22 protein-coding genes and 1 pseudogene are annotated in these 24590 nt (G+C 70.7%); 13 read left to right on the top strand and 10 right to left on the bottom strand.

Annotated features, from left to right (window positions below):
• Nucleotides 1-77: 77 nt before the first annotated feature.
• On the top strand, nt 78-1472 hold the full coding sequence (locus J7E89_RS21545; RefSeq protein WP_214975947.1) for a trehalose-6-phosphate synthase: 1395 nt from the start codon (nt 78-80) through the stop codon (nt 1470-1472).
• A 336-nt stretch (nt 1473-1808) separates the two neighbouring features.
• Here the strand turns inward: J7E89_RS21545 and otsB are convergent, their stop codons facing one another.
• Genes otsB through J7E89_RS21530 form a run of 3 tightly spaced genes read right to left on the bottom strand, consistent with a single transcriptional unit; the run spans nt 1809 to nt 4271 of the window.
• On the bottom strand, nt 1809-2678 hold the full coding sequence (gene otsB, locus J7E89_RS21540) for a trehalose-phosphatase (RefSeq protein WP_214975944.1): 870 nt from the start codon (nt 2676-2678) through the stop codon (nt 1809-1811).
• A gap of 41 nt (nt 2679-2719) precedes the next feature.
• Nucleotides 2720-3016: a DUF3263 domain-containing protein gene (locus tag J7E89_RS21535; protein WP_214975942.1), complete on the bottom strand. Its 297-nt coding sequence runs from the start codon at nt 3014-3016 to the stop codon at nt 2720-2722.
• Nucleotides 3017-3056: 40 nt separating this feature from the next.
• The gene (locus tag J7E89_RS21530; protein WP_214975940.1) at nt 3057-4271 is read right to left on the bottom strand and encodes an ABC transporter substrate-binding protein; all 1215 of its coding nucleotides are present in this window, start codon (nt 4269-4271) and stop codon (nt 3057-3059) included.
• A gap of 264 nt (nt 4272-4535) precedes the next feature.
• On the opposite strand from J7E89_RS21530, the gene J7E89_RS21525 reads away from it, so the two are divergent.
• The 4 genes from J7E89_RS21525 to J7E89_RS21510 all read left to right on the top strand — a co-directional run bounded on the left by J7E89_RS21525 (nt 4536) and on the right by J7E89_RS21510 (nt 8623).
• Nucleotides 4536-5495 (top strand): ROK family protein, encoded by a 960-nt coding sequence (locus J7E89_RS21525; protein WP_214975938.1) that lies wholly within the window; start codon nt 4536-4538, stop codon nt 5493-5495.
• Complete coding sequence (gene nagA / locus J7E89_RS21520; RefSeq protein WP_214975936.1) at nt 5495-6640, top strand: N-acetylglucosamine-6-phosphate deacetylase; 1146 nt, start codon at nt 5495-5497, stop codon at nt 6638-6640. Before J7E89_RS21525 ends, nagA begins: the two co-directional genes overlap by 1 nt.
• 156 nt (nt 6641-6796) lie before the next feature.
• Nucleotides 6797-7723 (top strand): 1-phosphofructokinase family hexose kinase, encoded by a 927-nt coding sequence (locus tag J7E89_RS21515; RefSeq protein ID WP_214975934.1) that lies wholly within the window; start codon nt 6797-6799, stop codon nt 7721-7723.
• 48 nt (nt 7724-7771) lie between these two features.
• Nucleotides 7772-8623: a class II fructose-bisphosphate aldolase gene (locus J7E89_RS21510; RefSeq protein WP_214975932.1), complete on the top strand. Its 852-nt coding sequence runs from the start codon at nt 7772-7774 to the stop codon at nt 8621-8623.
• A gap of 40 nt (nt 8624-8663) precedes the next feature.
• Here J7E89_RS21510 and J7E89_RS21505 read toward each other — a convergent pair whose 3' ends face one another.
• Both J7E89_RS21505 and cdgB read right to left on the bottom strand, forming a co-directional pair.
• Nucleotides 8664-9674: a carbohydrate-binding protein gene (locus J7E89_RS21505; protein WP_214975930.1), complete on the bottom strand. Its 1011-nt coding sequence runs from the start codon at nt 9672-9674 to the stop codon at nt 8664-8666.
• Nucleotides 9675-9784: 110 nt separating this feature from the next.
• Nucleotides 9785-11464, bottom strand: coding sequence for a diguanylate cyclase CdgB (gene cdgB / locus J7E89_RS21500; protein WP_214975928.1), 1680 nt, complete (start codon nt 11462-11464; stop codon nt 9785-9787).
• A 361-nt stretch (nt 11465-11825) separates the two neighbouring features.
• On the opposite strand from cdgB, the gene J7E89_RS21495 reads away from it, so the two are divergent.
• Nucleotides 11826-12326, top strand: coding sequence for a flavin reductase family protein (locus J7E89_RS21495; RefSeq protein WP_374196849.1), 501 nt, complete (start codon nt 11826-11828; stop codon nt 12324-12326).
• Here J7E89_RS21495 and arfB read toward each other — a convergent pair.
• On the bottom strand, nt 12323-12757 hold the full coding sequence (gene arfB / locus J7E89_RS21490) for an alternative ribosome rescue aminoacyl-tRNA hydrolase ArfB (RefSeq protein ID WP_214976104.1): 435 nt from the start codon (nt 12755-12757) through the stop codon (nt 12323-12325). The two genes, J7E89_RS21495 and arfB, sit on opposite strands and share 4 nt — an antisense overlap.
• A gap of 174 nt (nt 12758-12931) precedes the next feature.
• On the opposite strand from arfB, the gene J7E89_RS21485 reads away from it, so the two are divergent.
• Together J7E89_RS21485 and J7E89_RS21480 are read left to right on the top strand one after the other, a co-directional pair.
• Nucleotides 12932-13507 (top strand): TerD family protein, encoded by a 576-nt coding sequence (locus J7E89_RS21485; RefSeq protein WP_214976103.1) that lies wholly within the window; start codon nt 12932-12934, stop codon nt 13505-13507.
• Nucleotides 13508-13851: 344 nt separating this feature from the next.
• Nucleotides 13852-15069, top strand: a complete 1218-nt coding sequence (locus J7E89_RS21480) for a glycosyltransferase (protein WP_308315555.1) — start codon at nt 13852-13854, stop codon at nt 15067-15069.
• Nucleotides 15070-15490: 421 nt separating this feature from the next.
• On the opposite strand, the gene J7E89_RS21475 is transcribed toward J7E89_RS21480, so the two are convergent.
• The gene (locus tag J7E89_RS21475) at nt 15491-15883 is read right to left on the bottom strand and encodes a helix-turn-helix domain-containing protein (protein ID WP_214975924.1); all 393 of its coding nucleotides are present in this window, start codon (nt 15881-15883) and stop codon (nt 15491-15493) included.
• Between the two features lie 121 nt (nt 15884-16004).
• Here J7E89_RS21475 and J7E89_RS21470 point away from each other — a divergent pair, with 121 nt between their 5' ends.
• Together J7E89_RS21470 and J7E89_RS21465 are read left to right on the top strand one after the other, a co-directional pair.
• Nucleotides 16005-16850 carry an NAD(P)H-binding protein gene (locus J7E89_RS21470; RefSeq protein WP_214975922.1) on the top strand — a complete coding sequence of 282 codons (846 nt, stop codon included), beginning with the start codon at nt 16005-16007 and terminating at the stop codon, nt 16848-16850.
• A 513-nt stretch (nt 16851-17363) separates the two neighbouring features.
• The gene (locus J7E89_RS21465; RefSeq protein ID WP_214976101.1) at nt 17364-18965 is read left to right on the top strand and encodes a M4 family metallopeptidase; all 1602 of its coding nucleotides are present in this window, start codon (nt 17364-17366) and stop codon (nt 18963-18965) included.
• Nucleotides 18966-18972: 7 nt separating this feature from the next.
• Here J7E89_RS21465 and J7E89_RS21460 read toward each other — a convergent pair whose 3' ends face one another.
• The 3 genes and pseudogenes from J7E89_RS21460 to J7E89_RS21450 form a co-directional block, all read right to left on the bottom strand.
• The gene (locus tag J7E89_RS21460) at nt 18973-20460 is read right to left on the bottom strand and encodes a M1 family metallopeptidase (protein WP_374196848.1); all 1488 of its coding nucleotides are present in this window, start codon (nt 20458-20460) and stop codon (nt 18973-18975) included.
• Nucleotides 20461-20516: 56 nt separating this feature from the next.
• Nucleotides 20517-21119: pseudogene (locus tag J7E89_RS21455) on the bottom strand (ankyrin repeat domain-containing protein); the annotation flags it as partial.
• Between the two features lie 75 nt (nt 21120-21194).
• Nucleotides 21195-21752 (bottom strand): heme-binding protein, encoded by a 558-nt coding sequence (locus J7E89_RS21450; RefSeq protein ID WP_214975918.1) that lies wholly within the window; start codon nt 21750-21752, stop codon nt 21195-21197.
• 345 nt (nt 21753-22097) lie between these two features.
• On the opposite strand from J7E89_RS21450, the gene J7E89_RS21445 reads away from it, so the two are divergent.
• The 3 genes from J7E89_RS21445 to J7E89_RS21435 all read left to right on the top strand — a co-directional run bounded on the left by J7E89_RS21445 (nt 22098) and on the right by J7E89_RS21435 (nt 24584).
• The gene (locus tag J7E89_RS21445) at nt 22098-23240 is read left to right on the top strand and encodes a sensor histidine kinase (RefSeq protein WP_214976099.1); all 1143 of its coding nucleotides are present in this window, start codon (nt 22098-22100) and stop codon (nt 23238-23240) included.
• Entirely contained in the window at nt 23237-23938 is a 702-nt protein-coding gene (locus J7E89_RS21440; protein ID WP_251060878.1) for a response regulator transcription factor, read from the top strand. The genes J7E89_RS21445 and J7E89_RS21440 overlap by 4 nt, the downstream gene beginning before the upstream one ends.
• Before the next feature lie 133 nt (nt 23939-24071).
• Complete coding sequence (locus J7E89_RS21435; RefSeq protein ID WP_214975916.1) at nt 24072-24584, top strand: hypothetical protein; 513 nt, start codon at nt 24072-24074, stop codon at nt 24582-24584.
• Nucleotides 24585-24590 lie beyond the last annotated feature (6 nt).

Genomic DNA, 24590 nt, shown 5'->3' with positions numbered 1-24590 from the left:
CGGAGCGACTCATCAGCACATCATGGTCCGGCCGTACGCACGTTTGAGGGCTTCCAGTACGGGCTAGGTTTCGGCACATGGTCTCCGAGCGCGCTGCACAAGTTCTCGTCGCTTCCAACCGCGGCCCGGTTTCGTACACGCTCCGTGAGGACGGCTCGCTCGCCGCCAAGCGCGGCGGCGGCGGTCTGGTCTCGGGCCTGTCGGCGATCGGCCAGGATGCCGATTCCCTCTGGGTGTGCTCGGCGCTGGGGGACGGCGACCGGGAGGCGGTACGGCGCGGGACGAGCACGGCGGGCGTACGGATGCTCGACATCGACGCCGGTGTGCACGCGGACGCGTACAACGGCATCGCGAATTCCGTGCTGTGGTTCGTCCACCACATGCTGTACCAGACGCCGCTGGAGCCCGCTTTCGACGCGGAGTTCCGGCGCCAGTGGGCGGCGTACGAAACGTACAACCGCGCCTTCGCCGACGCGCTGGCGGCCGAGGCGGCGCCGGGCGCGGCGGTGCTGGTGCAGGACTACCACCTGTGCCTGGTGCCGGGCATGCTGCGCGAGCTGCGCCCGGACCTGCGGATCGGCCACTTCACGCACACCCCGTGGGCCCCCGTGGACTACTTCCGCCTGCTGCCGGACGACATCGCGCGGCAACTGGTGCGCGGTCTGCTGGGGGCGGACAGGGTGGCGTTCCTGACCCGGCGCTGGGCGGACGCCTTTGTGGCGTGCGCGGTGGATGTGCTGGGCGCCGACGCCCTGGAGGGCACGGCGGTCGGCGTGCACGGCCTCGGCGCCGACGCGGACTTCCTGCGGGAGCGGGCGCATCAGGAGGACGTGAACGAGTGGCTGGTGCGGCTGCGGGAGCGGGTCGGGCCGGGGCGCAGGACGATCGTCCGCGTAGACCGTACGGAACTCTCCAAGAACATCGTCCGCGGGCTGCTCGCGTACCGGCAGTTGCTGGCGGACCGGCCGGAGTGGCAGGGGCTGGTGGTTCATGTCGCGTTCGCGTATCCGTCGCGGCAGGACCTGGCGGTGTACCGCGACTACACGGCGGCTGTGCGGCGGCTGGCCGACGAGATCAACGCGGAGTACGGGACGGACGACTGGCAGCCGGTGCTGATGGAACTGGACGACGACTTCGCGCGGTCGCTGGCGGCGTACCGGATGGCTGACGTGGCACTGGTCAACCCGATCAGGGACGGCATGAACCTCGTCGCGAAGGAGGTGCCGGTCGTCTCCGACGAGGGGTGCGCGCTGGTGCTCTCGCGGGAGGCGGGGGCGTACGAGGAGCTCGGCGGCGACGCGATCGTGGTGAACCCGTACGACGTCATGGCGACGGCGGAGGCGCTGCGGGTGGCGCTGACGATGGACCCGGGCGAACGGGCGGAGCGCACGAAGCGACTGACTGCGGCGGCGACGGCGCTGCCGCCGGCGACGTGGTTTTTGGCCCAGCTGTCGGCGCTGACGGCGGATTAGGCGGGGTGGCGCCCCCGGGTGCGGCGGTGCGGTGCGGGTGCGGGTGCGGTGCGGTGCCTGCGGCGCTTTTCCCCTACCCGCCCCTTCCCGCTGCGACACTTTGCGGCTCCGCCGCGTGAGGGGCGCTGCCCCGGACCCCGCTCCTCAATCGCCGGAGGGGCTGGACAGTGCCCGGCAGGGGCTGGTTTTGCGGCCCTGGCCGCAAAACTCAGCCCGTCCGGCGTTTGAGGACACACCCGAAGGGCGCCCCGGGGGCCTGGGGGCTTGCCCCCAGTTTCGGCACCGCAACCGCAACCGCAACCGCACCCGCACGCCAAGTGCCAAGCCCAGCCGCGATCAAGCCCGTCCGGCGATTGAGGACAAGGCGGTCAGCAGCCCGACCACTCCCGACGGGCCGTCCACCACCAGGTCCGCCCGGTCGGCAAGGGCAGGCACTTCGCTGCCACTGCACACCAGCAGCCCAGGAACCCCCTCCGTACGAAGCTTCTCCACCGTCGAGTACGCCGCGACGTCGCCCAGGTCGTCCCCGGCGTACAGCACGCACCCCGCCCCAACCTCCCGCACGTACTCCGCCAGCGCCACACCCTTGTCCGTGCCCGGCGGCCGCAACTCCAGCACCAGACGGCCGGGTTCGACGATCAGCCCGTGGCGGGCAGCGAGTTCCGCGAGAGGGACGCGCAGGGACTCGAACGCCCTCACGGGGTCCTCCGCGCGGCGCGTGTGGACGGCGACGGCCTGGCCCTTCTCCTCGATCCACGAGCCGCGCCAGGCCCCAATGCCCTCAAGGAAGCCGGGGAGTTCGGCGCGCGCGGCCTGTACGCCGGGGTGTGGGGCAGGGGCCCGGACCGTGCCGGTGACGGCGTCCCAGCGCTCGGCGCCGTAATGGCCCAGCACGACGAGGCGTTCGAGACCGGGTACCCCGGCGAAGCCGCCGTAACGGACGGCGACGCCGGCCGGGCGACCAGTGATCACGGCCACCGAGCCGACCTTCGGAGCGAGTGCGGAGATCGCGTCCACCGCTCCCGGGTGGGCCCGGGACTGCTCCGGGTCGGGGACGATGTCGGCGAGCGTGCCGTCGAAGTCAAGGGCGATCAGCGCCCGCTCCGGCGCCGCCAGCAGCGCGGCGAGACCGTCGCGGCCGGCAGGGGTCGAGGGCGTGAAGTCGGTCGGCAGGGGGTGCGGGTGCTCTTGCGGTTGGCTGCCCATGCCCCCTGACCCTACCGGCGCACGCCCGGCTCGGCACCGGCTCAGCGGCGTTCGCGGCGAGCGTCCCGCACCCGGCGGAGGCGGTTGACCGTAACGGGGTCGTGGGCGAGGGCGCGCTCGTCGTCGAGCAGGGCGTTGAGGAGCTGGTAGTACCGGGTCGGCGAGATACCGAGCTGCTCCCGCATCGCCCGCTCCTTGGCCCCGGTCCCGGACCACGACCGCCGCTCGACGGCGAGGACGGCCCGGTCCCGCTCGGAGAGCTCAGCGGGCTCGGCGGACTCGGCGGACTCGGCAGGCTCAGCGGGCTCGGGACCGCCGAGCTCTGCGTCGTAAGGCATATGAGCAGTCTAGGACGGCGTCAAAACGCCTCACTCATCCCTACTCCGCGTTCTCCGTCGCCGCCGCGTCCCGCCCAATCGCCCCAAGCGTCCCCGTCGGGTCCCCGTTGGGCCCGACCACCGAGCCGATCTGCTTCTTGATGCTCTCGCTGACCTTCGCCCACGACGTCTTGCCGACCGGGTAGAGCGTCGACTGGGGCAGTTCCTCCAGGAACGGCCACAGCTCCTTGTGCGCCGGGTCCGCGGCCATCGTCTCGGACGCGGAGACGGTGACGGGCAGCAGGTCGTACTGGTCGGCGAACTCCAGGACGTTCTCGTCGCTGTACGCGAAGTCGAGGGACTTGCCGATCTGCTTGCCGTGGCCGTGCTGCTTGAAGCCCATCATCCAGTCGGCGACGCCCATGCTCGACCTCGCCTTGCCGTCGGGCCCCGGCAGCGGCACCATGCCGACCTTGACGCCCTTCTTCGCGGCCTGCTGGAGGAGGGAGGGGTGGCCGTTGAGCATGCCGACCTCACCGTTCGCGAACGCCGTGAAGGCCGGCTTCCTGTCGAGCTTGCCCGGCGCGACAGGACCGGTCAGCTGCCCGCCTACGAGGGTGTCCTTCAACCAGGTGAAGGTCTCGATGTTCTGCGCGGAGTCGATCGTGTACGTACCGACCTGGTCGGTGTACCCGCCGCCGTTGCTGAGCATCCACATCATGGTCTCGGCCTGCGCCTCCTCGTTGCCCAGCGGCAGCGCGAAGGGGTACGTCACGCCGCGCTGCTTGAGCGCCTTGGCCGTGCTCTCGATCTCTTCCCACGTCTTGGGGGGCTCGACGCCGGCCTGAGCGAAGAGCGTCTTGTTGTAGAAGAGCAGACGGGTGCTGGCGACGAACGGGATGCCGTACGACACCCGGCTGACCTCGCCCGCCTCGGCGAGCGGGGCGAGCAGGTTGGCCTGTACGGGGATGGAGAGCATCTCGTCCACGGAGTAGAGCGCGTCCTCGGCCGCGTAGTCGGCGTACGCGCCGATCTGCGCGATGTCGGGCGCGTTGCCGGCCTCGACCATCTCGGCGACCTTGCGGTCGACGTCCTTCCAGTCGTAGATGGAGACGTCGACCTTGATGCCCTTGTTCTCGGCCTCGAACGCGGTGGCGACGCCGTCCCAGTACTGCTTGGTGCTGTCGCCGCCTTCGGGGTCGTAATCCGCCGCGACGAGCTTGAGCGTGACGTCACCGCCTTCCGAGCTTCCGCATCCCGCCAGGGCCACTGTCATGCCCAGTGCCACCACTGTCGCGGTCAAACCCAAGAAGCGCCGGTGCACAGCTCTTTCCCACCTACTGATTCGTTGATTATTCGTTGTCCGACATGCGCGTGAGCTGCGATTTTCTCCCAGTCCGCGCAGTGAGGTCTACACCAGTGCGGTCTCACTTGTACAACACCCGCGCGCTCAACGGGCGCACAACGGCCGCACAACAGGCAGCAGAACTCAGATGAAGTGGACTAGACCTTTCCTGGGTCTACGCGCGAGACTGTCCTTGTGAAACACGTCATCGCCCTCGATGTGGGCGGCACCGGGATGAAGGCCGCGCTGGTCGGCGCGGACGGCGTACTGCTGCACGAGGCCCGCCGGGCCACCGGCAGGGAGCGGGGACCGGACGCCGTCGTCGAGACGATCACCGGCTTCGCCGCCGAGCTGCGCGCGTACGGCGAGGAGCGGTACGGCGAAACCGCCTCCGCCGCGGGCGTCGCCGTGCCCGGCATCGTCGACGCCGACAACGGGATCGCGGTGTACGCCGCCAACCTGGGCTGGCGCGACGTACCGATGCGCGAACTCCTCAGCGAGAAGCTGCACGGCGTGCCGGTCGCGCTCGGCCACGACGTACGCACCGGCGGCCTCGCCGAAGGGCGGATCGGGGCGGGCAGGGGCGCGGACCGGTTCCTGTTCGTACCGCTCGGCACCGGGATCGCCGGCGCCATCGGCATCAACGGCGTCATCGAGTCCGGAGCCCATGGCTACGCCGGCGAGATCGGCCACATCGTCGTACGCCCCGGCGGCACCCTGTGCGGCTGCGGCCAGCGCGGCTGCCTGGAGCGCTTCGCCTCCGCCTCCGCCGTGTCCGCCGCCTGGGCCGCCGCCTCCGGCGACCCGGACGCCGACGCCGCCGACTGTGCGAAGGCCGTCGAGTCGGGCGACCCCAGGGCCCGGGAAGTGTGGCTGGAAGCCATCGGCGCGCTCGCCGACGGGCTCGTCACCGCGCTCACCCTCCTGGACCCGCGCACGCTGATCATCGGTGGCGGACTGGCCGAGGCGGGGGAAACCTTGTTCACACCACTGCGGGCGGCCGTCGCGGAACGCGTCACGTTCCAGAAGCTGCCCTCGATCGTTCCGGCGGCCCTCGGGGACACCGCCGGATGCCTGGGCGCGGGCCTCCTCGCCTGGGATCTTCTCGCCACGGAATCCCACGGATCCCAGGAAGCCACGGAGGTATCCGCCTGATGGCCGGACGCGCTGCAAGCAAGGTTCTTTCCGGCGCCCGGGTGGTGCTGCCCACCGGGACCGTCGAGAACGGCCGGGTCATCATCGAGGGCACCCGCATCGCCGGCGCCGCCCCGGCGGACACCCCGGCCCTGGACCTCTCCGGCCACTGGATCGTGCCCGGCTTCGTCGACATGCACGTGCACGGCGGCGGCGGCGCGTCCTTCACCTCCGGCACCGCCGAGGACGTACTCAAGGGCGTACAGACACACCGCGAGCACGGCACCACGACCATCGCCGCGTCGACCGTGACCGGCGAGATGGACGCACTCACCCGGCAGGCCGCGCTGCTCTCCGAACTGGTCCAGCAGGGCGACCTGGCCGGCATCCACTTCGAGGGCCCGTTCATCTCCCCGTGCCGCAAGGGCGCGCACAGCGTGGACCTGCTGCGCGACCCCGAACCGGCCGAGGTCCGCAAGCTGATCGACGCCGCGCACGGCACGGCGAAGATGGTCACGCTGGCGACCGAACTGCCCGGTGGCATCGACTCGGTGCGGCTGCTCGCAGAACACGGCGTGATCGCCGCGATCGGCCACACGGACGCGACGTACGAGCAGACCGTCGAGGCCATCGACGCGGGCGCGACGGTCGCCACACACCTCTACAACGCGATGCCGGCGCTCGGTCACCGCACACCCGGCCCGATCGCCGCACTGCTCGAAGACGAACGGGTCACGGTCGAGCTGATCAACGACGGCACGCACCTGCACCCGGCCGCGCTGGAACTGGCGTACCACCGGGCGGGCTCCGCCCGGGTCGCGTTCATCACGGACGCGATGGACGCGGCGGGCTTCGGCGACGGCACGTACCTGCTCGGCCCGCTGGAGGTCGAGGTCAGGGACGGCGTCGCGCGGCTCGCCGAGGGCGGCTCGATCGCGGGCTCCACGCTCACCCTCGACACCGCCTTCAAGCGCGCGGTGACTCTCGACCGGCTGCCGGTCGAGGACGTCGTACGGTCGGTTTCCGCCAACCCCGCCCGCCTGCTCGGCGTCGACGACAGGGTCGGTTCGCTGGAGCCGGGCAAGGACGCGGACCTGGTGGTACTCGACGCGGACTTCACGCTCAAGGGTGTGATGCGCAAGGGCGCCTGGGTGATTGAGCCGTAAGTAACCCCAAGTGGGCTGATTTCACCATCAGCCCATGCAAAAGCAGCACGCGGCGGTTGGCCCGGAACTCTGGGCCAACCGCCGTTTCTTTGGCATGATCGCCCCGAAAGGGTTCGACAGTAAGCGCTTTCTACGGTCTCTACGGGGGTTCCGCAGGTGATCCTGACGGTCACGCTGAACACCGCACTCGACATCACCTACCGCGTGCCGGCCCTCACCCCGCACGCCTCCCACCGGGTGACCGATGTCGCGGAACGTCCTGGCGGCAAGGGCATCAACGTCGCCCGCGTGCTGACCGCCCTGGGCCACGACACGGTGGTGACGGGCTTCGCGGGCGGCCCCTGCGGCGCCGTACTGCGCGACCTGCTCGCGCCGCTGGCCCCCGTCGACGCGCTCGTCCCCGTCAGCGGCAGCACCCGCCGCACCATCGCCGTCGTCGACTCCACCACCGGCGACACCACCCAGCTGAACGAACCGGGACCGGCCATCACCCCCGAGGAGTGGGCCGCGTTCCTCTCCTCGTACGCCGAACTCCTGCGCGGCGCCCGGGCAGTGGCCCTCTGCGGCAGCCTGCCCCCCGGCATCCATGTCGGCGCGTACGCCGATCTGATACGCCGCGCCCGCACCGCCGGCGTCCCCGTACTCCTCGACACCAGCGGCGAACCGCTGCGCCGGGGCATCGCCGCCCGCCCCGACCTCGTCAAGCCCAACGCCGACGAACTCGCGCAGCTCACCGGCTCCCGCGACCCCCTGCGCGCCACTCACGACGCTCGCCGCCGGGGCGCGCACACCGTGGTCGCCTCCCTCGGCGCGGACGGCATGCTCGCCGCCACCCCCGAGGGCCTGTGGCAAGCGGTCCCGCCCGCCCGCGTGAAGGGCAACCCGACCGGCGCGGGCGACTCGGCGGTGGCCGGGCTGCTCTCGGGGCTGGTGGAGGGACTGCCCTGGCCGGAGCGGCTGGCGCGGGCGGTGGCGCTGTCGGCGGCGACGGTACTGGCCCCGGCGGCGGGCGAGTTCGACGTAACGACGTACGAAGACCTGCTCCGGCAGGTCGAAGTCACCGCACCCGCCACGGCGGCGTAACCGCACGCCGCCACACCGCACGCCCACCCACCAGCACCAGGGGATCGCATGCCACTCGTCAGCACCGGCGAACTCGTCACCGCCGCCCGGGACTCGGGCCACGCCGTCGCCGCCTTCAACGTCATCACGCTGGAGCACGCGGAGGCGATCGCGGCCGGCGCGGAGCGGGCGGGCGCGCCCGCCATCCTCCAGATCTCCGAGAACGCCGTGAAGTTCCACGGCGGCGACCTCACGGCCATCGCCGCGGCGGTGACGGCCGTCGCCCGCGCCTCCTCCGCGCCCCTCTCCCTCCACCTAGACCACGTCGAGTCGGTCGAGCTGCTGCGCGCGGCGTACCCGGCGGGCTTCAGCTCGGCGATGTTCGACGCGTCGAAGCTGACGTACGGCGACAACGTGAAGGCCACGGCGGACGCGGTCCGCTGGGGGCACGAGCGCGGCATCTGGATCGAGGCGGAGCTGGGCAAGGTCGGCGGCAAGGAGGGCGAGCCGCCGCTGGACGCGCACGCGCCGGGCGTACGCACGGACCCGGCGGAGGCGAAGGCCTACGTGGCCGACACGGGCGTCGACGCCCTGGCCGTGGCCGTCGGCTCGTCCCACGCGATGACGGACCGCACGGCGGCCCTGGACCACGACCTGATCACCACCCTGCGCGAGGCCGTACCGGTGCCGCTGGTCCTGCACGGCTCGTCGGGCGTACCGGACGAGGAGATCCGGCGGGCGGTGGCGGCGGGCATGGTCAAGATCAACGTGGGCACGGCCCTGAACACGGCCTTCACGGGCGCGGTACGGGAGTACCTGGCCACCAACCCGACGACCGTCGACCCCAGGAAGTACATCGCCCCGGCTCGCGAGGCGATGACCGGGACGGTGGAGCACTTCCTGGGGCTGATGCGCCTTTAGAGCGCGGGGATCACGCGATCTCGATCTCGCGATCACTCGATCACTTGATGTGGCCGGCCTTGAGCTCCAGCCGGTCGAGGTTGGCCTCGCACTGGTCGCCTTCGCCGCAGGAGATCACGAAGGTGTTCTCGCCCTTGGTGAGGTTGACGAAGGCGTACGTGTTCGTCCAGCCCTTCTCCCAGTCGCCTTCCTCGGCGTAAGCGAAGTTCTTCATGTTGAGGCCGCCGCCGTGCGGCTTCCCGTTGACGGTCAGCGAGGTCTTGGCGTCCTTGCCCGGCACGCCGTAGTCGATCGACAGCGTGTACGCGCCGGCCTTCGGCACCTTCACCGTCCAGGTCGCCGAGGCGCCCGGCGTATTCAGCGGCACGTACGCGCCGCTCGACGACCTGGCGCCGGGGATCGTCGTGTCCGTGGAGAAACCGGAGAGCTGGAGCAGCGCCGCGTCCTTCTTGGGCAGCTTGACCTCGGGCTTCGCCGGCTTCTTGGTCGGGTCGTCGCTCGGCTTGACGTTCTGGCCCGCCGACGAACCGCCGCCGCCCGTGTCACCGGCCTGCGCGTTCTTGTTGTCCTTGTTGTTGCTGGTCAGCAGGGCGATGCCGATTCCTATGACGACGACCGCGACCACCGCCACCGCGCCGATCAGCAGACCCTTGGTGTTGGGTCCGCCACTGCGGCCGCCATCACCGCCGCCGCCCGCGTACGGGACCTGGCGGGTGGGTGCGCCGCCGGGCTGCGTCTCGGGGGCCGCGTAGTGGGCGTTGGGCTGGCTGTAGTTCTGCTGGCCCTGCTGGGCCTGCTGGCCGTACGCCTGCTGCGGGGGCACCTGCTGGCCGTACTGCTGCTGGCTCTGCTGCTGCCCGTACTGCCGCTGGCCGACCGTTCCCACCTGGTGGTACGAGGTTCTGGGCACCCCGGGCTGCGCGGCCGGACCCGGGTAGCCGTAGCCTCCCGAGCGGGGCGAGACTGCGCCCGCCGCCCGTCCGTCCTCGTAGAGGTAGCCGAACGGATCGTCGTCCTCAGGCGTGCTCGTGCCGTTGTTCGCGGCAGTCATCCCTGGTCACTCCTCACCATGTTCGCCAGCCGTCGCCGACCGGGCGAGCCTACCCCGAATGGGCAACCTGAAGGTTTGGCGAAGAACACAGTGCGGTATTAGGGCATCCGTCAGCCCGCGCGCCTGTGAACCTTGGCACGGGAGCGTTTCTCCACGTACATCCGCTGGTCAGCGGACTGCAACACCTCTTCCGCCGACATCCCGCAGCTCGCCCAGCCGATGCCGAAGCTGGCTCCGACGCGGACCGCCCTGCCGTCCACCCGAATCGGCGGAATGATGGCGTTTCGCAAGCGTACGGCCAGGTCGGCGGCGTCCGCGCTGCCGAGACCGTCGGCGAGAACGACGAATTCGTCACCCCCGAGCCGGGCGACCGTATCGCCGTCGCGTACGCACGTCGTCAGGCGGCGGGCGACCTCGATCAGGACGGCGTCGCCGGTGTGGTGCCCGAACCGGTCGTTGATCGACTTGAAGCCGTCCAGGTCACAGAAGAGGACGGCGAGACCCTTCGTGCCGTCGTCGACGGCGCCGCCGCCTGCCCCTCCGTCGGCGTCCGAGGTGGGCGCGAACATGTGGACGTGGTGGTCGTAGGAGCCCGCGTCCGTGTGCGGGTTGTAGTCGAAGTCGTGCTCGGGCACGGCGCTCCCGGGCGCCGCCGGCTCGCCGTACGCCGCGTCCAGGGCCTCGATCGCCGTGGCGCGCGCGGAGTGCGGGCGGCGGCACAGCCGGGCGGAGAGGCGCGAGCGCAGCTCGGCACTGTTGGGCAGGCCGGTGAGCGCGTCGTGCGAGGCGCGGTGGGCGAGGTGCAGCTCGTGGCGCTTGCGCTCCTCGATGTCCTCGACGTGGGTGAGGAGGAAGCGCGGGCCGTCGGTGGTGTCGGCGACGACGGAGTTACGGAGCGACACCCAGACGTACGTCCCGTCGCGCCGCCCCAGGCGTAGCTCGGCGCGCCCGCCCTCGGCGGAGGTCCGGAGAAGCGTGCCGATGTCCTCGGGGTGGACGAGATCGGCGAATGAATAGCGGCGCATCGCGGAAGCGGGTCGGCCCAGCAGGCGGCACAGCGCGTCGTTCGTCCGCAGCAGCCGGCCGTGCTGGTCGCCGCCCATTTCGGCGATGGCCATGCCGCTGGGGGCGTACTCGAAGGCCTGGCGGAAGGATTCCTCACTGGCGCGCAGGGCCTGCTGCTCGCGCTCCAGGCGGACGAGGGCGCGCTGCATGTTTGCGCGAAGCCGGGCGTTGCTGATCGCAATGGCCGCCTGGGACGCGTACATCTGAAGCGCCTCCTGGCCCCAGGCGCCGGGGTGGCGTCCATTGCGGGGGCGGTCGACGGAAATGACGCCGAGGAGCTCCTGGCCGCCGCCTGACGCGTACATGGGGGCGTAGAGGCGGTCCTGCGGGTGCCACTCGTCGGCGAAGCGGGGCTCGGGGCCCTCGGTGTGCCACTGGGGTACGTCGTCCTCCAGGAGGACCCAGCCCTCGGTGTGCGGAATGAAGTGCAGGTCACCCCATGCCTCGCCCATGGAGAGGCGGCGTTCCCAGGAGGCGCGGGAGCCGACGCGGCCGGTGATCAGGGCTTCGGCTGCGGGGTTGCCCGCGAAGGCGGCGATGACCAGGTCGCCGTCGGGCTGGACGAGGTTTACGCAGGCCAGCTCGTACCCGAGGCCGGCGACTATTCCGTCGGCGACGGCCTGCAAGGTGTCAGCCAGGCTGGTGGCCCGATTGAGGTCGGCGACCACCTGGTGCAGCTGCCGCAGCGTCGCCAGGCGGACGTACGGCTCGGACTCGGCCTCCATTGTTCGCTCTCCCCGAGACCTCGACAGCAACTCCAGGATTCTCATCGCCGCACTTTGTTGCAGTATCACGGCCACTGAATCACAGCGAGCTGCCCACTCGGTACACAGGGTCAGCAAATACTGGGCTCTGTGACTCAAGTCACGTCAGGTGATGAATGGCCCTATGGGGACCGAGGGAGCGCTCCATAGGTTTCCTGAACGCAAATACTCCCGGCACCAGGGGTCCTAGGACCGGGAGGGGAGCGTACTGGTCCCAATGCCCGATGGTGACGGCGGGAGCCCCGGGCATAGCGTTCCGTGTGTGTTCCAGACGACTCGCCAACCCCAGCCCCCTGCTCCGTCGATCCCCCATCCTGAGGGGGTGAGCAACGAAGAGTTCCGCGCCGCGATGTCCCGATTCACGGCGGGCGTGACCCTCGTGACCGCACACGATCCGGACAGTGGGGCGCGCGGTGAGGACGTCGGCATGACGGCGACGGCCTTCATGTCGGTGTCGCTGGACCCGCCGCTGGTGATGGTGAGCGTACGGAACGGCTCACGCATGGACGATCTGCTGGCGGAGCAGCCGCTGTGGGCGGTGTCACTCCTGTCGGAGAGCCAGCGGCACATCGCGGGACGGTTCGCGATGAAGGGCCGGCTGAGCGACCGCCTGCTGTTCGAGGACATCCCCCACACGCGCGGCGCCGCGTCCGGGGCCCCGCTGGTCGGCGGAGCGCTAGCGGTGGTGGAGTGCAGGACGGAGCAGCGGGTGGTGGCGGGGGACCACACGCTGGTGATCGGCCGGGTGCTGGCGGTGGACGTGGCGAGCGGGGACGACGGCCCGCTGGCGTACTTCAAGAGCCGATACCGGCACTTGGGTTAGTCCCAGCCGCCCGAGCGGCCCCGCTTGGTCTCACTGCGCGCCTTCTTGTTCCGCAGGCGACGCTCGTTGATGCCCCGTGGAATCTTCTTGGCGCGGCGCGGCTTGGGCGGCGGGGCTGTCGCTTCGGCGAGCAGGGCCGCCATCCGGACGAGAGCGGTCTCGCGGTTGCGCCACTGGGAACGGTGCTCGGACGACCGTACGGAGACGACGCCGCCCACGAGCCGGGAAGCGAGCCGCTCCAGCGCGCGCTCCTTCCAGACGGGAGGCAGCGCTTCGGTCTTCGCCAGGTCGAAGCGGAGTTCCACCTGGGAGTCTGTGGTGTTGACGTGCTGGCCGCCGGGTCCGGAGGACCTGGAGAAACGCCACATGAGCTCTGCCTCCGGCAGGGAGACAGCACCGCGAATGACATGAGGCCCGGACATGCGTCCAATGATCCCGTGTTCGCGGCCACCGCGTCACCCACTTTTCCGTGGAGACGTTCTGTGGAGCTTTTCCGTGGAGACCTGGAACCTTGCGGCGGCCTGTCGGCGTTAGAGCGGGTGACGGTAGCTTCGGACTCCACGGGTCCGACCGGCCCGCACGACTTCAAGGAAGAGGACATCCCGATGGCTGTAAGTCTGTCCAAGGGCGGCAACGTCTCGCTCACCAAGGAGGCCCCGGGCCTGACCGCCGTCACGGTGGGCCTCGGCTGGGACGTCCGTACGACCACCGGTACCGACTTCGACCTCGACGCGTCCGCGATCGCGGTCAACCCGACCGGCAAGGTTTACTCCGACGGTCACTTCGTCTTCTTCAACAACAAGGCGACGCCGGACCAGACCATCGTCCACACCGGCGACAACCGCAGTGGCGAAGGCGCGGGCGACGACGAGGCGATCAACGTCAACCTGGCGGGCCTGCCGGCCGACGTCGACAAGATCGTCTTCCCGGTCTCGATCTACGACGCGGTGACCCGCAGCCAGAACTTCGGCCAGGTGCGCAACGCGTACATCCGCATCGTCAACCAGGCCGGTGGCGCCGAGATCGCCCGCTACGACCTGAGCGAGGACGCCGCCACCGAGACCGCGATGGTCTTCGGCGAGCTCTACCGCAACGGCGCGGAGTGGAAGTTCCGCGCGGTCGGCCAGGGCTACGCGTCCGGCCTGACGGGCATCGCGTCGGACTTCGGCGTCAACGTCTAACTGCCTGACTGTCTGTCGCTGTTGCCGTTCACCGGCCTCAGCTTGCACCCCAGCAGGGCCCTGGCTACGGCCGGGGCCCTGCCGCGTTGCCGGGGCGCTGACGACCCCGGGGCGTTGAGCGCATCTGCGATGGGGGCCCACGGGGAAGGGTCGGGGAGTGGCTGCTGTGCCATTGCCGTCCGACGGGTGCGTGGGTGGGGCGCACCCGGTCTAGGGGGGAAGGGAAACCACTCACTCCCTGCCGGGCGCAACGCGCAGCGCACCGGGGTGAGGCAAAACCGGGGCCGTATCTCAGGATGGTCGGCCTGGCCAAGAAACTACGGAAACGATAGGAGATCAACGAAGTGCGTGTGCTGTTGTCGACGTATGGGTCGCGTGGGGACGTCGAACCGCTGGTGGGGCTCGCGGTGCGGTTGCGGGAACTCGGCGCGGAGGTGCGGGTGTGCGCGCCGCCGGACGAGGACTTCGCGGAGCGGCTGGCCGGGGTAGGCGTGTCCATGGTGGGCGTCGGGCAGTCGGCACGCGCGCTGACGACTGCGGCGCCACCGCCGTCGAAGGCCAATCTGCCGCAGCGCGCAGCCGAACTGATTGCCGGTCAGTTCCATGTGATACCCGCAGCGGCCGAGGGGTGCGACGTGCTGGTGGCGACGGGCGCGATGCCGGCCATCGCCGGGGCGCGGTCGGTGGCCGAGAAGCTGGGCATCGGCTACGTATCCGCGATCTTCCAGCAGCTGACCCTGCCCTCGCCGCAGCGCCCGCCGCTGGCGTACCCGGGGCGGCCGTTCCCGCCGGAGGTGACCGACAACCGGGCACTGTGGGACCTGGACGCCCAGAGCATCAATGCGCTGTTCGGTGAGGCGCTCAACACCAGCCGGGCGTCGATCGGCCTGCCCCCGGTGGACAACGTCCGCGACTACGCCTTCGGCGACCGGCCGTGGCTGGCGACGGACCCGGTGCTGGACCCGTGGCTGGAGACGCCGGACCTCGACGTAGTACAGACCGGCGCGTGGGTGCTGCCCGATGAGCGGCCGCTCCCGGCGGAGCTGGTGGCCTTCCTGGATGCCGGCGCGCCGCCCGTGTACGTGGGCTTCGGCAGCATGGCCGTGCGCGCAGGTGAGGATGCGGCCCGGGTGGCCATCGAGGCGGTTCGCGCGAACGGCCGCCCGGTACTCGTCGGGCGCGGCTGGGCGGATCTGGGCCTCATCGACGACCGGGACGACTGCTTCGCCGTCGGCGAGGTCAACCACCAGCAGTTGTTCGGACGGGTGGCTGCCGTCGTGCACCACGGTGGCGCGGGTACGACGACGACGGCCGCTCGGGCCGGCGCTCCCCAGGTGGTGGTGCCCCAGTTGGCGGACCAGCCGTACTGGGCCGGCCGGGTGGCCGAGCTGGGCATCGGCGTAGCCCACGACGGTCCGGTTCCGACCGTCGAGTCCCTGTCGGCCGCGCTCAAGACGGTCCTGGACCCCGAAACCGGCGCCCGGGCGAAGGCCGTGGCCGGCACGGTCCGCACCGACGGGGCGATGGTGGCGGCGAAACTGCTGCTCGACGCCGTCAGCTGAGAAAGGTCCGAGACGAGTCCGCGAGAACCACGCGGGCTCGTCCTGGCGGGGGAAGTGCCCGGCGCCGGGCTGAACCGCCGACTCGGTACGCCCGAAGAGGCTGGATTCTTCGCGGAGTTCCGCGACAGCCGCCCGACGTCTTGGCGAGCACCCACGACGACGGCCAGTTCACATGTCCGGTCACCCCTGCGGACTCATGCCTGCGCGGGTGGGCGCGTCAGTTGAATGGGGGACTCGGGCGGGTTCGGCGTCCACCCCGGCCGGTGATCGGCCGAGCTTCAAGCGCGTTGCTGATGTGGATGGGTGGTGGCGCGCCGAACACCGAGGCACGAGCCCAGCACGCCACCCAAGCGGCGTTCGGCACAGGGCACCTCGGGGCTCACGCGAACCGAAACCAGACCACCCGGGAGCAGCCGGCGCGCTACTGGGGCGAATCGGTGTCGTATTCGTGCCGTGCCCGCTCGACCTTGTCGAGGTTCGTAGTGGCCCATTCGGTGAGATGAGCGAACAGCGGGGCAAGGCTGCGGCCGAGCTCGCTGATCTCGTACTCGACCCGAGGCGGGACCTCTGGGTGGTAAGTGCGCACGACCATGCCGTCGCGTTCGAGTTGCCGTAGCCGCTGGGTCAAGACCTTCGGCGTGATCCTGGTGATCCGCCGTTCCAGCTCAACGAACCGCTGCCGACCGTGCATGTTGAGCGTCCACAGGATCGGTGTAGTCCACCGGCTGAACACGATGTCCACGACTGGGCCGATCGGACAGGCGAGTTCAGGGTCGGTCGGTACGAGTGGCATACCGGTTGCCGTGTCTGCCATGCGTTCCCCCTCGGCATAGTCACTTTCTTCTAGGTACCTACTATACCGACGGTGTTAGCGTCCCTCACGTTCCCGCCCGCTCGGGCGCGAGCAACACGGTGACGTAACAGGGGAGTTGTTCATGATCGTAGTGACGGGATCGACCGGCAATGTTGGCCGACCGCTCGTGCAGGCACTCTCGGCAACCGGTGCGCAGGTCACGGCGGTGTCCCGAGGCATCTCGGGCCTGGACGCGCCCGAAGGCGTCGTGCACCAGCGGGCGGACCTGGCCGTCCCCGAGAGCCTTCGGCCCCTTTTTGACGGCGCTGACGCGTTGTTCCTGCACGACTCCGGAGCAGGTGCGCACCTGCTGAGCCCCCAGGAAATCCTCGATGCCGCGAAAGCCGGCGGAGTCCGACGGATCGTGTTGCTGTCCTCTCAAGGAGTCGCGACGCGACCGCAGTCGGCCTCCCACGGGGGCACGGGCCGGTCATTCGAGGACGCCGTGCGGCAGTCAGGCATGGAGTGGACAATCCTGCGACCTGGCGGCTTCGACTCCAACGCGTACGCCTGGGCCGAGTCGGTACGTACACGACGGACCGCCGCCGCTCCGTTCGCGGACGTCGGACTGCCGACCATCGACCCTGCCGACATTGCCGAGGTCGCCGCTGCCGCCCTGCGCGAGGACGGTCACGCCGGACAGGTCTACGAGTTGACCGGCCCGGCCCTCAGCACACCTCGGCAACGAGCCGAGGCGATCGGCGCGGCGCTCGGCGAGCCGATCCGGTTCATCGAGCAGACCCGCGAGGAGGCGCGCGCGCAGCTGCTGGAGTTCATGCCCGCGCCCGTGGTCGAGACGACCCTGTCCATCCTCGGGGCGCCCAACCCCGCCGAGCAGCGGATCAGCCCCGACGTCGAGAAGGTCCTCGGCCGCCCGCCCCGCACCTTCGCCGACTGGGCACAGCGCCACATCGCCGCCTTCGGCTGAGACGTTGCATTGAATCCGGCACGTGCGGGCCGTGAGTGTCGAGTCGGCCGCGCCTACGAGCCTCGTCACTCGTCCGGCCTGGCCATCGGCGGGTCAAGGGTGGAGCGCAGCGACATCGCCGCAGGCGACGCGACGTAGGAGCGCCCTTGACGCGCCGTCACGGCCCACCGGCCCTGGAGCGCTCGGGACGGCCCGACACCCAGAAGCGAGCACTGGTTACCGCCCGCCCCCGGCCAAGCCGCCCAACCCCGCCCCAACCCCCGCACAACAGGCCGCCGACGCCCGGTTAACGGACAGAGGTACGCACCTTTCGGACAAGAACCGGTCAAACTTTGTCGAGCCCCTGTCAATGACGGATCACTCGATGACACTCTCTCTCCGCGCCGCCCCCCACGGCCGGATGTTGACGAAGGAGTCCGAGTGAGACTGCAGTCCCCCGCTCCCCGCGCCACCCCGCGCTCCACCCCCCGCAAGACCGCGCTCCGCGCCGCCGCGCTCGCCGCGTCGGCGGCCATGGTCGTCGTCGGCGTCCAGGCCGGCTCCGCCACCGCCACCGCCGCCCCGGAGGCCGGGGACCGTACGGCGGACCGCGCCGCGGCCGCCACCGCCCTGCCGCTCAGCGCCCCGCAGCGGGCCGTCGCCATCAAGGACGCGCAGGCCGACGCCGACGCCACGGCAGACAAGCTCGGGCTCGGCTCCAAGGAAAAGCTCGTCGTCCGTGACGTCGTCAAGGACCGCGACGGCACCGTCCACACCCGCTACGAGCGGACGTACGAAGGGCTGCCCGTCCTCGGCGGCGACCTCGTCGTCCACACCGCGAAGGGCGGCGCCCACAAGGGCGTCGACAAGGCGAACAAAGCCCGGATAGCCGTGCCCTCGACGGGCGCCTCGATATCCACCGCCTCCGCCAAGAAGGCCGCCCTCGCCGCCTCCGGCGAGAAGGACACGAAGGCCAAGGCCCCCCGGAAGGTCATTTGGGCCGGGAAGGGTGAGGGAGGTTCGAACGCGGCCAAGCCCGTCCTCGCCTACGAGACCGTCGTCACCGGCCTCCAGCACGACGGCACTCCCAGCGAACTCCACGTCATCACCGACGCCGCCACCGGCAAGAAGCTGTACGACTTCGAGGCTATCGAGACCGGCTCCGGCACCGGCCAGTACAGCGGCACGGTCCCGCTCGGCACGTCCCCCGGCGGCTCCGGCTTCACACTCACCGACAGCACCCGCGGCGGCCACAAAACGTACGACCTCAACCAGGGCACCACCGGCACCGGCACCCTCCTCACCGACGCCGACGACACCTGGGGCGACGGCACGCCCACCAACCGCCAGACCGCCGGCGTCGACGCCCACTACGGCGCCGCCCTCACTTGGGACTTCTACAAGACCGAACTCCAGCGCAACGGCATCCGCGGCGACGGCGTCGCGGCGTACTCCCGCGTCCACTACGGCAACGCGTACGTCAACGCCTTCTGGTCCGACCAGTGCTTCTGCATGACGTACGGCGACGGAGCAGCCAACCAGAAGCCGCTCACCTCCATCGACGTCGCCGGCCACGAGATGACCCACGGCCTCACCTCCGCCACCGCCGGCCTGCGCTACAGCCGCGAGTCCGGCGGCCTCAACGAGGCCACCAGCGACATCCTCGGCACCTCCGTCGAGTTCTACGCCGCCAACAGCAGCGACACCGGCGACTACCTCATCGGCGAGGAAATCGACATCCGTGGCAACGGCACGCCGCTGCGCTACATGGACAAGCCCAGCCGGGACGGCAACTCCGCCGACTACTGGTCACGCAACGTCGGCCGCCTCGACGTCCACTACTCCTCCGGCCCCGCCAACCACTTCTTCTACCTCCTCTCCGAAGGCAGCGGCGCGAAGACGATCAACGGCGTCGCGTACGACTCCCCGACCGCCAACGGCTCCACACTCACCGGCATCGGCCGGGTCAAGGCGTACAAGATCTGGTACAAGGCCCTCTCCACCTACATGACTTCGTCCACCGACTACGCGGGCGCGCGCGTCGCGACCCTCAAGGCGGCCGGCGACCTGTACGGAGCGAGCAGCGCGGAGTACCAGGCAGTAGCCGCCACCTGGACCGCCATCAACGTCAACTAAACGTCAGCTAGCGGACGGTCGGCTTGTCCTGGCCGTAGAGCCAGGTGTCCCAGAGGCCTTTCAGGTCCTTGCCGGACCTCTTCTCGACGTACGCCGTGAAGTCGTCCGTCGACGCATTGCCGTGGCGGTGGGCGGCGGTCCAGTCCCGCACGATGTCGTAGAAGGCATCGTCGCCCACCGCTTCACGGATCTTGTGAATCACCATGGCGCCGCGCCCGTAGACGGGGGCGTCCGAGATGTCGGCCGCGGTGGGCGGCTTGGCCGGCGGGAACTCCCAGTTGGCCTTCTCACCGAAGGCGCGGCGGAAGCTGGCGCCCACCGGAATGTTCTCGAAGTCCTCGGCCCACAGCCATTCCGCGTACGTCGCGAAGCCCTCGCTCAGCCACATGTCTCGCCAGGACTTGGGCGTAACGGAGTTGCCGAACCACTGGTGCGCGAGCTCGTGGACGAGCAGTCCCTGGTCGGGTGCGCCCGGGAAGACCGGCTTGGTCTGCGTCTCCAGGGCGTACTCGGAGTCGTTGCCGCGCTCGACGATCGCGCCCGTGGAGGAGAAGGGGTACGGGCCGAAGTTCTTGACGCCCCACTCCATGACGTCCGGGACGGTGGCCAGGACCTTGGCGCTGCCCTTGGTGACCGTCGGATCGACGGCTGTGTAGACGGGCACGCCCGACGGTGTGCGTGAGGTCTTCGTCTCGTACGCCCCGATGGCGACGGTGGCGAGATAACTGGCCATCGGCTCACCGCTGTGCCAGGCGAAGGCTGTACGGCCGCCCTTGGCCCGTCGCTCGCTCTTCAACTCGCCGTTGGAGATGGCCTTCAGGCCGTTGGGGACGGTGACCGTGATGTCGTACGACGCCTTGTCGCTGGGGTGGTGGTTCCCGGGGAACCACGCCATCGACCCGGTCGGCTGACCGAGCGCGACCGCGCCGTCCACAGTGGTCAGCCAGCCCTCCTGCGAGTCGTCGGCGTCGGTGATGGTGGCGGGGTTGCCGGAGTAACGGACCACGGTGGTGAAGGTCTCGCCCTCGGTCAGGTCGGTGTCGGGGCGCAGCGTCAGCTCGTTGCCCGCGCGGCTTACGGCGGCCTCGGCACCCTCCACGGTCGCGGACGCAACGTCCAGGCCGTGGAGGTCGAGATTGAAGGCGCTCAGGTCCTGGGTGGCGCGGGCGGTGATCTCGGCGGTGCCGGTGAGGCGGCCTGCGGGACCGACGTGGTCCGCGGGACCGACGTGGTCGCCACGGTCACCACGGTCACCGCGGTCACGTTCCGGGGCGTAGTCCAGGGTCAGGGTGTAGTGCTGGACGTCGTAGCCGCCGTTGCCGAGTCTGGGGAAGTACGGGTCGCGTACGCCCGACGCGCCCGGCGTACCGCTGACGCCGCCGAGCCCGCCGAGACTTATGCAGGACGTGAGCGACGCAAGCAGGGTGGCAGCGGCGACGGCGACAGTTCCGGCGACGGCGGGAGCTGTTCGGCGTACGCGAGTCCATTGATCCACACAGATGATCCTATGCGCGAAATGTGCCGCCCCACCCGGTCACGCCCAGGCCCTGTGGCCGCCCGCAGCAGGGCCGCCATGGCGTCGAAGCCCCGGCGCTCCGCGTGGGCCAGCGGGGTTACCCCGTCGGCGTCGGGGAGGTCCGCAGTCGCGCCCGCCGTGAGGAGGAGTTCGACGATCTCCTGGTGGGTACGGCCGCCGTCGCCGAGGATCACGGCCTCCAGCAGTGCGGTCCAGCCGAGCCGGTTGACGTGGTCGACATCGGCCACCATGGCCGTCTCGCGCAGCACCGCCCGTACGTAGTCGACATGGCCGCGCTCACACGCCGGGATCAGGGAGATCCCGCCGAAGCGGTTGCGCAGCTTCAGGTCGGGTCCGGCGGGCAGCAGGGCCCGCATCATCGGCACGCTGCCGCTCACGCCCGTGACCAGCCAGGCGCTGTCCTCGCGCCGGTCCTGGGCGTCCGGGTTCGCCCCGGCCGCGACCAGCAGCGTGGCCGCCTCCACATGACTGCCGAGCGAGGCGAGCAGCAGCGGGGTACGCAGCTCCTCGTCACGGCTCTCGACGCGGGCGCCCTCATCGATGGCATCCCGGACACCGGCCGCGTCTCTGCGGGCGGCGGCGTCGAGGAGCCGGCGCTCGGCAGGATTCAGGTTCATGTGGAGGCCCTCCTCAGTCGTTCACGTACGTACTCGTGCTTACTGGCGTACGCACTTACTTACGTACGTACGCGCCTACTTGCCCAGCGCCGCGACGCCCGCCTGCGCGAACTTCTCGTCCAGGTCGCCGCTCGGCGCGCCCGCCACACCGATGCCCGCGATCGGCGCGCCCTTGACCTGGACCGGGGCACCGCCCGCGAGGAAGAGCGTGCCGGGGATGTCCTTCAGGTTCGGAGCCTGGGCGAGGCGCTTGGCCAGCTCGGAGGTGGGCGCGTTCCACGAGACGGCGGTGAATGCCTTGCGCTCGGCGGACTCGTACGACTGCGGGCCGGCGCCGTCGCCGCGCAGCGTGACGATGGTGTTGCCGTTGCGGTCGACGACGGCGACGGTGATGCGCTGGTTCTCGTTCTCGGCGGCGTCCAGGGTGGCCTGCGCGGCCTCGGTGGCGGCGGCGATCGTCAGGTGGGTGGACTGCTGGAGGTTCTTGTTGGCGGTGTCGGCCTGGACGGCGACGGCCGGCGCGGCGGCGGGCTCGGTGGCGTTGGCGGACATCGCACCGAAGGTGCCGGCGCTGAGGGCGGCAGCGGCGACGGCGCCGGTCAGGACACGGGTGCGCAGCGAAAGCTTCTTCATGGCGGGGCTCCTGGGGAAGGTGTGAGTGGGACCGCGGTGGGACCTTCTTCCGCCCCACTCGGCTCTGCTGTCGATCCTCCGGCCGCTTCCGGGCCCGTACGGTCGGCGTACCGGCTGCATACGGCGTGCGGGACGGCCGACCTCTCCGTCAGCCGATCGGTTGATGCGGGTCTGGTCCCACCGGGTCACCATGGGGACGTAGGCGCAGGTCAGCGCGAGGAGCGAGCGGTGCGGCAGGACAAGGACCAGGACCATGGCCAGGGCCAGAGCCAGGACCAGGGCCAACACGAACGCCAAGACCAGGACCAGCAGCCCGACCCCGACGCCCGCTGGCTCGCCCCCGTCATGCACGTGGCGTTCTTCCTGCTGCTCGGCGCCTCGCTCGCCCGGTTCCTGCTGCGGCACCCCGGCGAGGCCCGTACGCCGTGGATCATCGCGCTGAGCATCACGCTGGCCCTGCTGTACGTACTCGGCCCCGTCCTGGGCCCCGCCGCCCCCGGCGCCGCCCGCCCCACGCCCCGTCGGCTGTTCTGGCTGGGCAGGGTCGTCGCTGTCTGGATGGTGCTCGTGGTGCTGGCGCCGAGCTTCGCGTGGTGTGCGGTGCCGCTTTTCTACACCGGGCTGCGTACGCTCCCGTCCCGCGCCGCACTGGTCCTGGTCGGGCTGCTCACCGTGTTCGTCGTCACCGCCCAGCTCCAGTTGTCGCGCGGTGGCTTCGACCCGAACCTGGTGCTGGCGCCGCCCGCTGTGGCGGCCGTCGCGACCGCGTTCTTCGTACACATGCAGCGACAGGCGGCCCGCCAGCGGGCGCTGATCGACGACCTGATCCGTACGCGCCGCGAACTGGCCGCGACCGAGCGCCGCGAGGGCACGCTGGCCGAACGCCAGCGCCTCTCCATGGAAATCCACGACACCCTCGCGCAAGGCCTGTCCAGCCAGCAGATGCTGCTCCAGGCGGCGGAGCGGCAGTGGGACGCCGACCCGGCGACGGCCCGCCGCCATGTCCGTACGGCCGAGTCCATCGCGGAGCGCAACCTGGCCGAGGCACGCCGCTTTGTCCACGACCTGGCCCCCGCCGACCTGGCGGAGGGCGGCAGCCTGGAGGAGGCGCTGCGGATGCTCGCCGCCCGGGAGTCCGCCGCGTTCCGGGTGGACGGGACGCCGGTCGCCGCGCTGCCGGACCGGGTGCAGTCCGCGCTGCTGCGGATCGCGCAGGGCGCGCTGGCGAACGTACGCGAACACGCGAACGCGCAGGCGGCGGCCCTGACGCTGACGTATCTGGGCGACCAGGTGGTCCTGGACATCGCGGACGACGGCACGGGCTTCGGACCCGACGACGTACCGTCCGCCTCTCCCGGCGTACGCGGCCACGGCCTGCCCGCGATGCGCGCACGGGCGCGCCAGCTCGGCGGCACCCTGACGATCGAGTCGGCCCCCGGCGAGGGCACCGTGCTCTCCGCCGCGATCCCCCTGGAGCCCCAGCCATGAGTCCGAGCCCAAGCCCGCGTCCGAGCCCGCGTCCGAGCCCGCGTCCGAGCCCGCGTCCGAGCCCGACCCCGAGTCCACAACCCGTACGCATCCTGCTCTGCGACGACCACGTGGTCGTACGCGCCGGACTGCTCGCCCTGCTGGGCAGCGAACCGGACATCGAGGTCGTCGGGGAGGCCGGCAGCGGCGAGGAGGCGGTGGCGCTGGCCGCCAAGCTGAACCCGGATGTCGTCCTCATGGACCTCCAGCTGGGGACGGGCATCGACGGCGTGGAGGCCACCCGCCGCATCGCCCCGACCGGCGTCCACGTCCTCGTCCTCACCACGTACGACACGGACGCGGACATCACGCGGGCGATCGAGGCGGGCGCGACGGGCTACCTGCTCAAGGCCGAACGCCCGGAGGAACTCTTCACCGCGATCCGCTCGGCCGCCCAAGGCCGCACGACACTCTCCCCACCGGTCGCCAGCCGCGTCATGGACCGCATGCGCGGGGCGGCCCGGCCGACCCTGACGGAACGCGAAACGGACATCCTCGGCCAGCTGGCACACGGCCTGGGCAACCGCGAGATCGCCCGCGCGCTGTTCATCAGCGAGGCGACGGTGAAGACCCACCTGGGCCGGATCTACGCCAAGCTGGGCGTGGACACACGGTCCGGCGCGGTAGCGGTGGCAAAGGAACAGCGCCTGCTGCCGTGAAGGTGAGGCGCGGACCGAGGCCCGCCGCCACACGTGGCTCCTCCCAGGAGCGAAGGCGCCTCCGCCGTCCGGCGGAGGCGGTCCGCCGTCCGGGACGAAGCGGCGGCGCCTGGACCGCGGAAGTCTGTCCATCATGAAGACAGCACCCACGCACCGCGCCCCGGCCACCGGATCCGCCCTTTCCCCGGCACCCGCTCCCCGATGGGCCCGGCGGGCAGCTCACGCCATCGCTCTGTGTGCGGTTCCCTCCGGGCTGTGGCGGCTGGCGATGGCGTGTGGCGTCTACGTCGGATACAGCGACGAGATCCTGCGCGAGAAGTTCGGCCTGCCCGGCTTCGGCGGTGTCGCGTACCTCGTCACCCTCGTCGTCGTCGGCGAGCTCGCGGCCCTGCTCCCCCTCCTGCTGGTCACCGACCGGTGGCGTCTGTCCCGCCCCAGGACCGTCGCCGGCGTGGCCTGGGGCTGCGCGATCGTCGCCAACCTCTTCGCCCTCAGCCAGGTGGTGCTGTACTTCGCCGTCGAAAGCCGCACCTACATGTCCGCCACCGCGAATGCCGTGACCGGCCTCTGTTACGCCCCGCTCTTCGCCATTCCCCCGCTGTTCGCCGCCGTCACCTGGTCGTACTGGAAGCGCCACCGGGCATGACACCAT

Source organism: Streptomyces sp. ISL-100 (assembly GCF_018614615.1).
GTDB lineage: Bacteria > Actinomycetota > Actinomycetes > Streptomycetales > Streptomycetaceae > Streptomyces.
This window is presented reverse-complemented; position numbering and strand designations above follow the sequence as displayed.

Excerpts from the sequence above, each read along its gene's own strand:
- J7E89_RS21535 (WP_214975942.1), bottom strand. The coding sequence starts at position 3,016 with ATGCCTTACGACGCAGAGCTCGGCGGTCCCGAGCCCGCTGAGCCTGCC.
- otsB (WP_214975944.1), bottom strand. The coding sequence starts at position 2,678 with ATGGGCAGCCAACCGCAAGAGCACCCGCACCCCCTGCCGACCGACTTC.
- J7E89_RS21450 (WP_214975918.1), bottom strand. The coding sequence starts at position 21,752 with ATGAAGAAGCTTTCGCTGCGCACCCGTGTCCTGACCGGCGCCGTCGCC.
- J7E89_RS21470 (WP_214975922.1), top strand. The coding sequence starts at position 16,005 with ATGATCGTAGTGACGGGATCGACCGGCAATGTTGGCCGACCGCTCGTG.
- J7E89_RS21435 (WP_214975916.1), top strand. The coding sequence starts at position 24,072 with ATGAAGACAGCACCCACGCACCGCGCCCCGGCCACCGGATCCGCCCTT.
- J7E89_RS21485 (WP_214976103.1), top strand. The coding sequence starts at position 12,932 with ATGGCTGTAAGTCTGTCCAAGGGCGGCAACGTCTCGCTCACCAAGGAG.
- J7E89_RS21510 (WP_214975932.1), top strand. The coding sequence starts at position 7,772 with ATGCCACTCGTCAGCACCGGCGAACTCGTCACCGCCGCCCGGGACTCG.
- nagA (WP_214975936.1), top strand. The coding sequence starts at position 5,495 with ATGGCCGGACGCGCTGCAAGCAAGGTTCTTTCCGGCGCCCGGGTGGTG.
- J7E89_RS21545 (WP_214975947.1), top strand. The coding sequence starts at position 78 with ATGGTCTCCGAGCGCGCTGCACAAGTTCTCGTCGCTTCCAACCGCGGC.
- J7E89_RS21475 (WP_214975924.1), bottom strand. The coding sequence starts at position 15,883 with ATGGCAGACACGGCAACCGGTATGCCACTCGTACCGACCGACCCTGAA.
- J7E89_RS21530 (WP_214975940.1), bottom strand. The coding sequence starts at position 4,271 with ATGACAGTGGCCCTGGCGGGATGCGGAAGCTCGGAAGGCGGTGACGTC.
- J7E89_RS21505 (WP_214975930.1), bottom strand. The coding sequence starts at position 9,674 with ATGACTGCCGCGAACAACGGCACGAGCACGCCTGAGGACGACGATCCG.
- J7E89_RS21440 (WP_251060878.1), top strand. The coding sequence starts at position 23,237 with ATGAGTCCGAGCCCAAGCCCGCGTCCGAGCCCGCGTCCGAGCCCGCGT.
- J7E89_RS21445 (WP_214976099.1), top strand. The coding sequence starts at position 22,098 with ATGCACGTGGCGTTCTTCCTGCTGCTCGGCGCCTCGCTCGCCCGGTTC.
- J7E89_RS21465 (WP_214976101.1), top strand. The coding sequence starts at position 17,364 with ATGGTCGTCGTCGGCGTCCAGGCCGGCTCCGCCACCGCCACCGCCGCC.
- cdgB (WP_214975928.1), bottom strand. The coding sequence starts at position 11,464 with ATGGAGGCCGAGTCCGAGCCGTACGTCCGCCTGGCGACGCTGCGGCAG.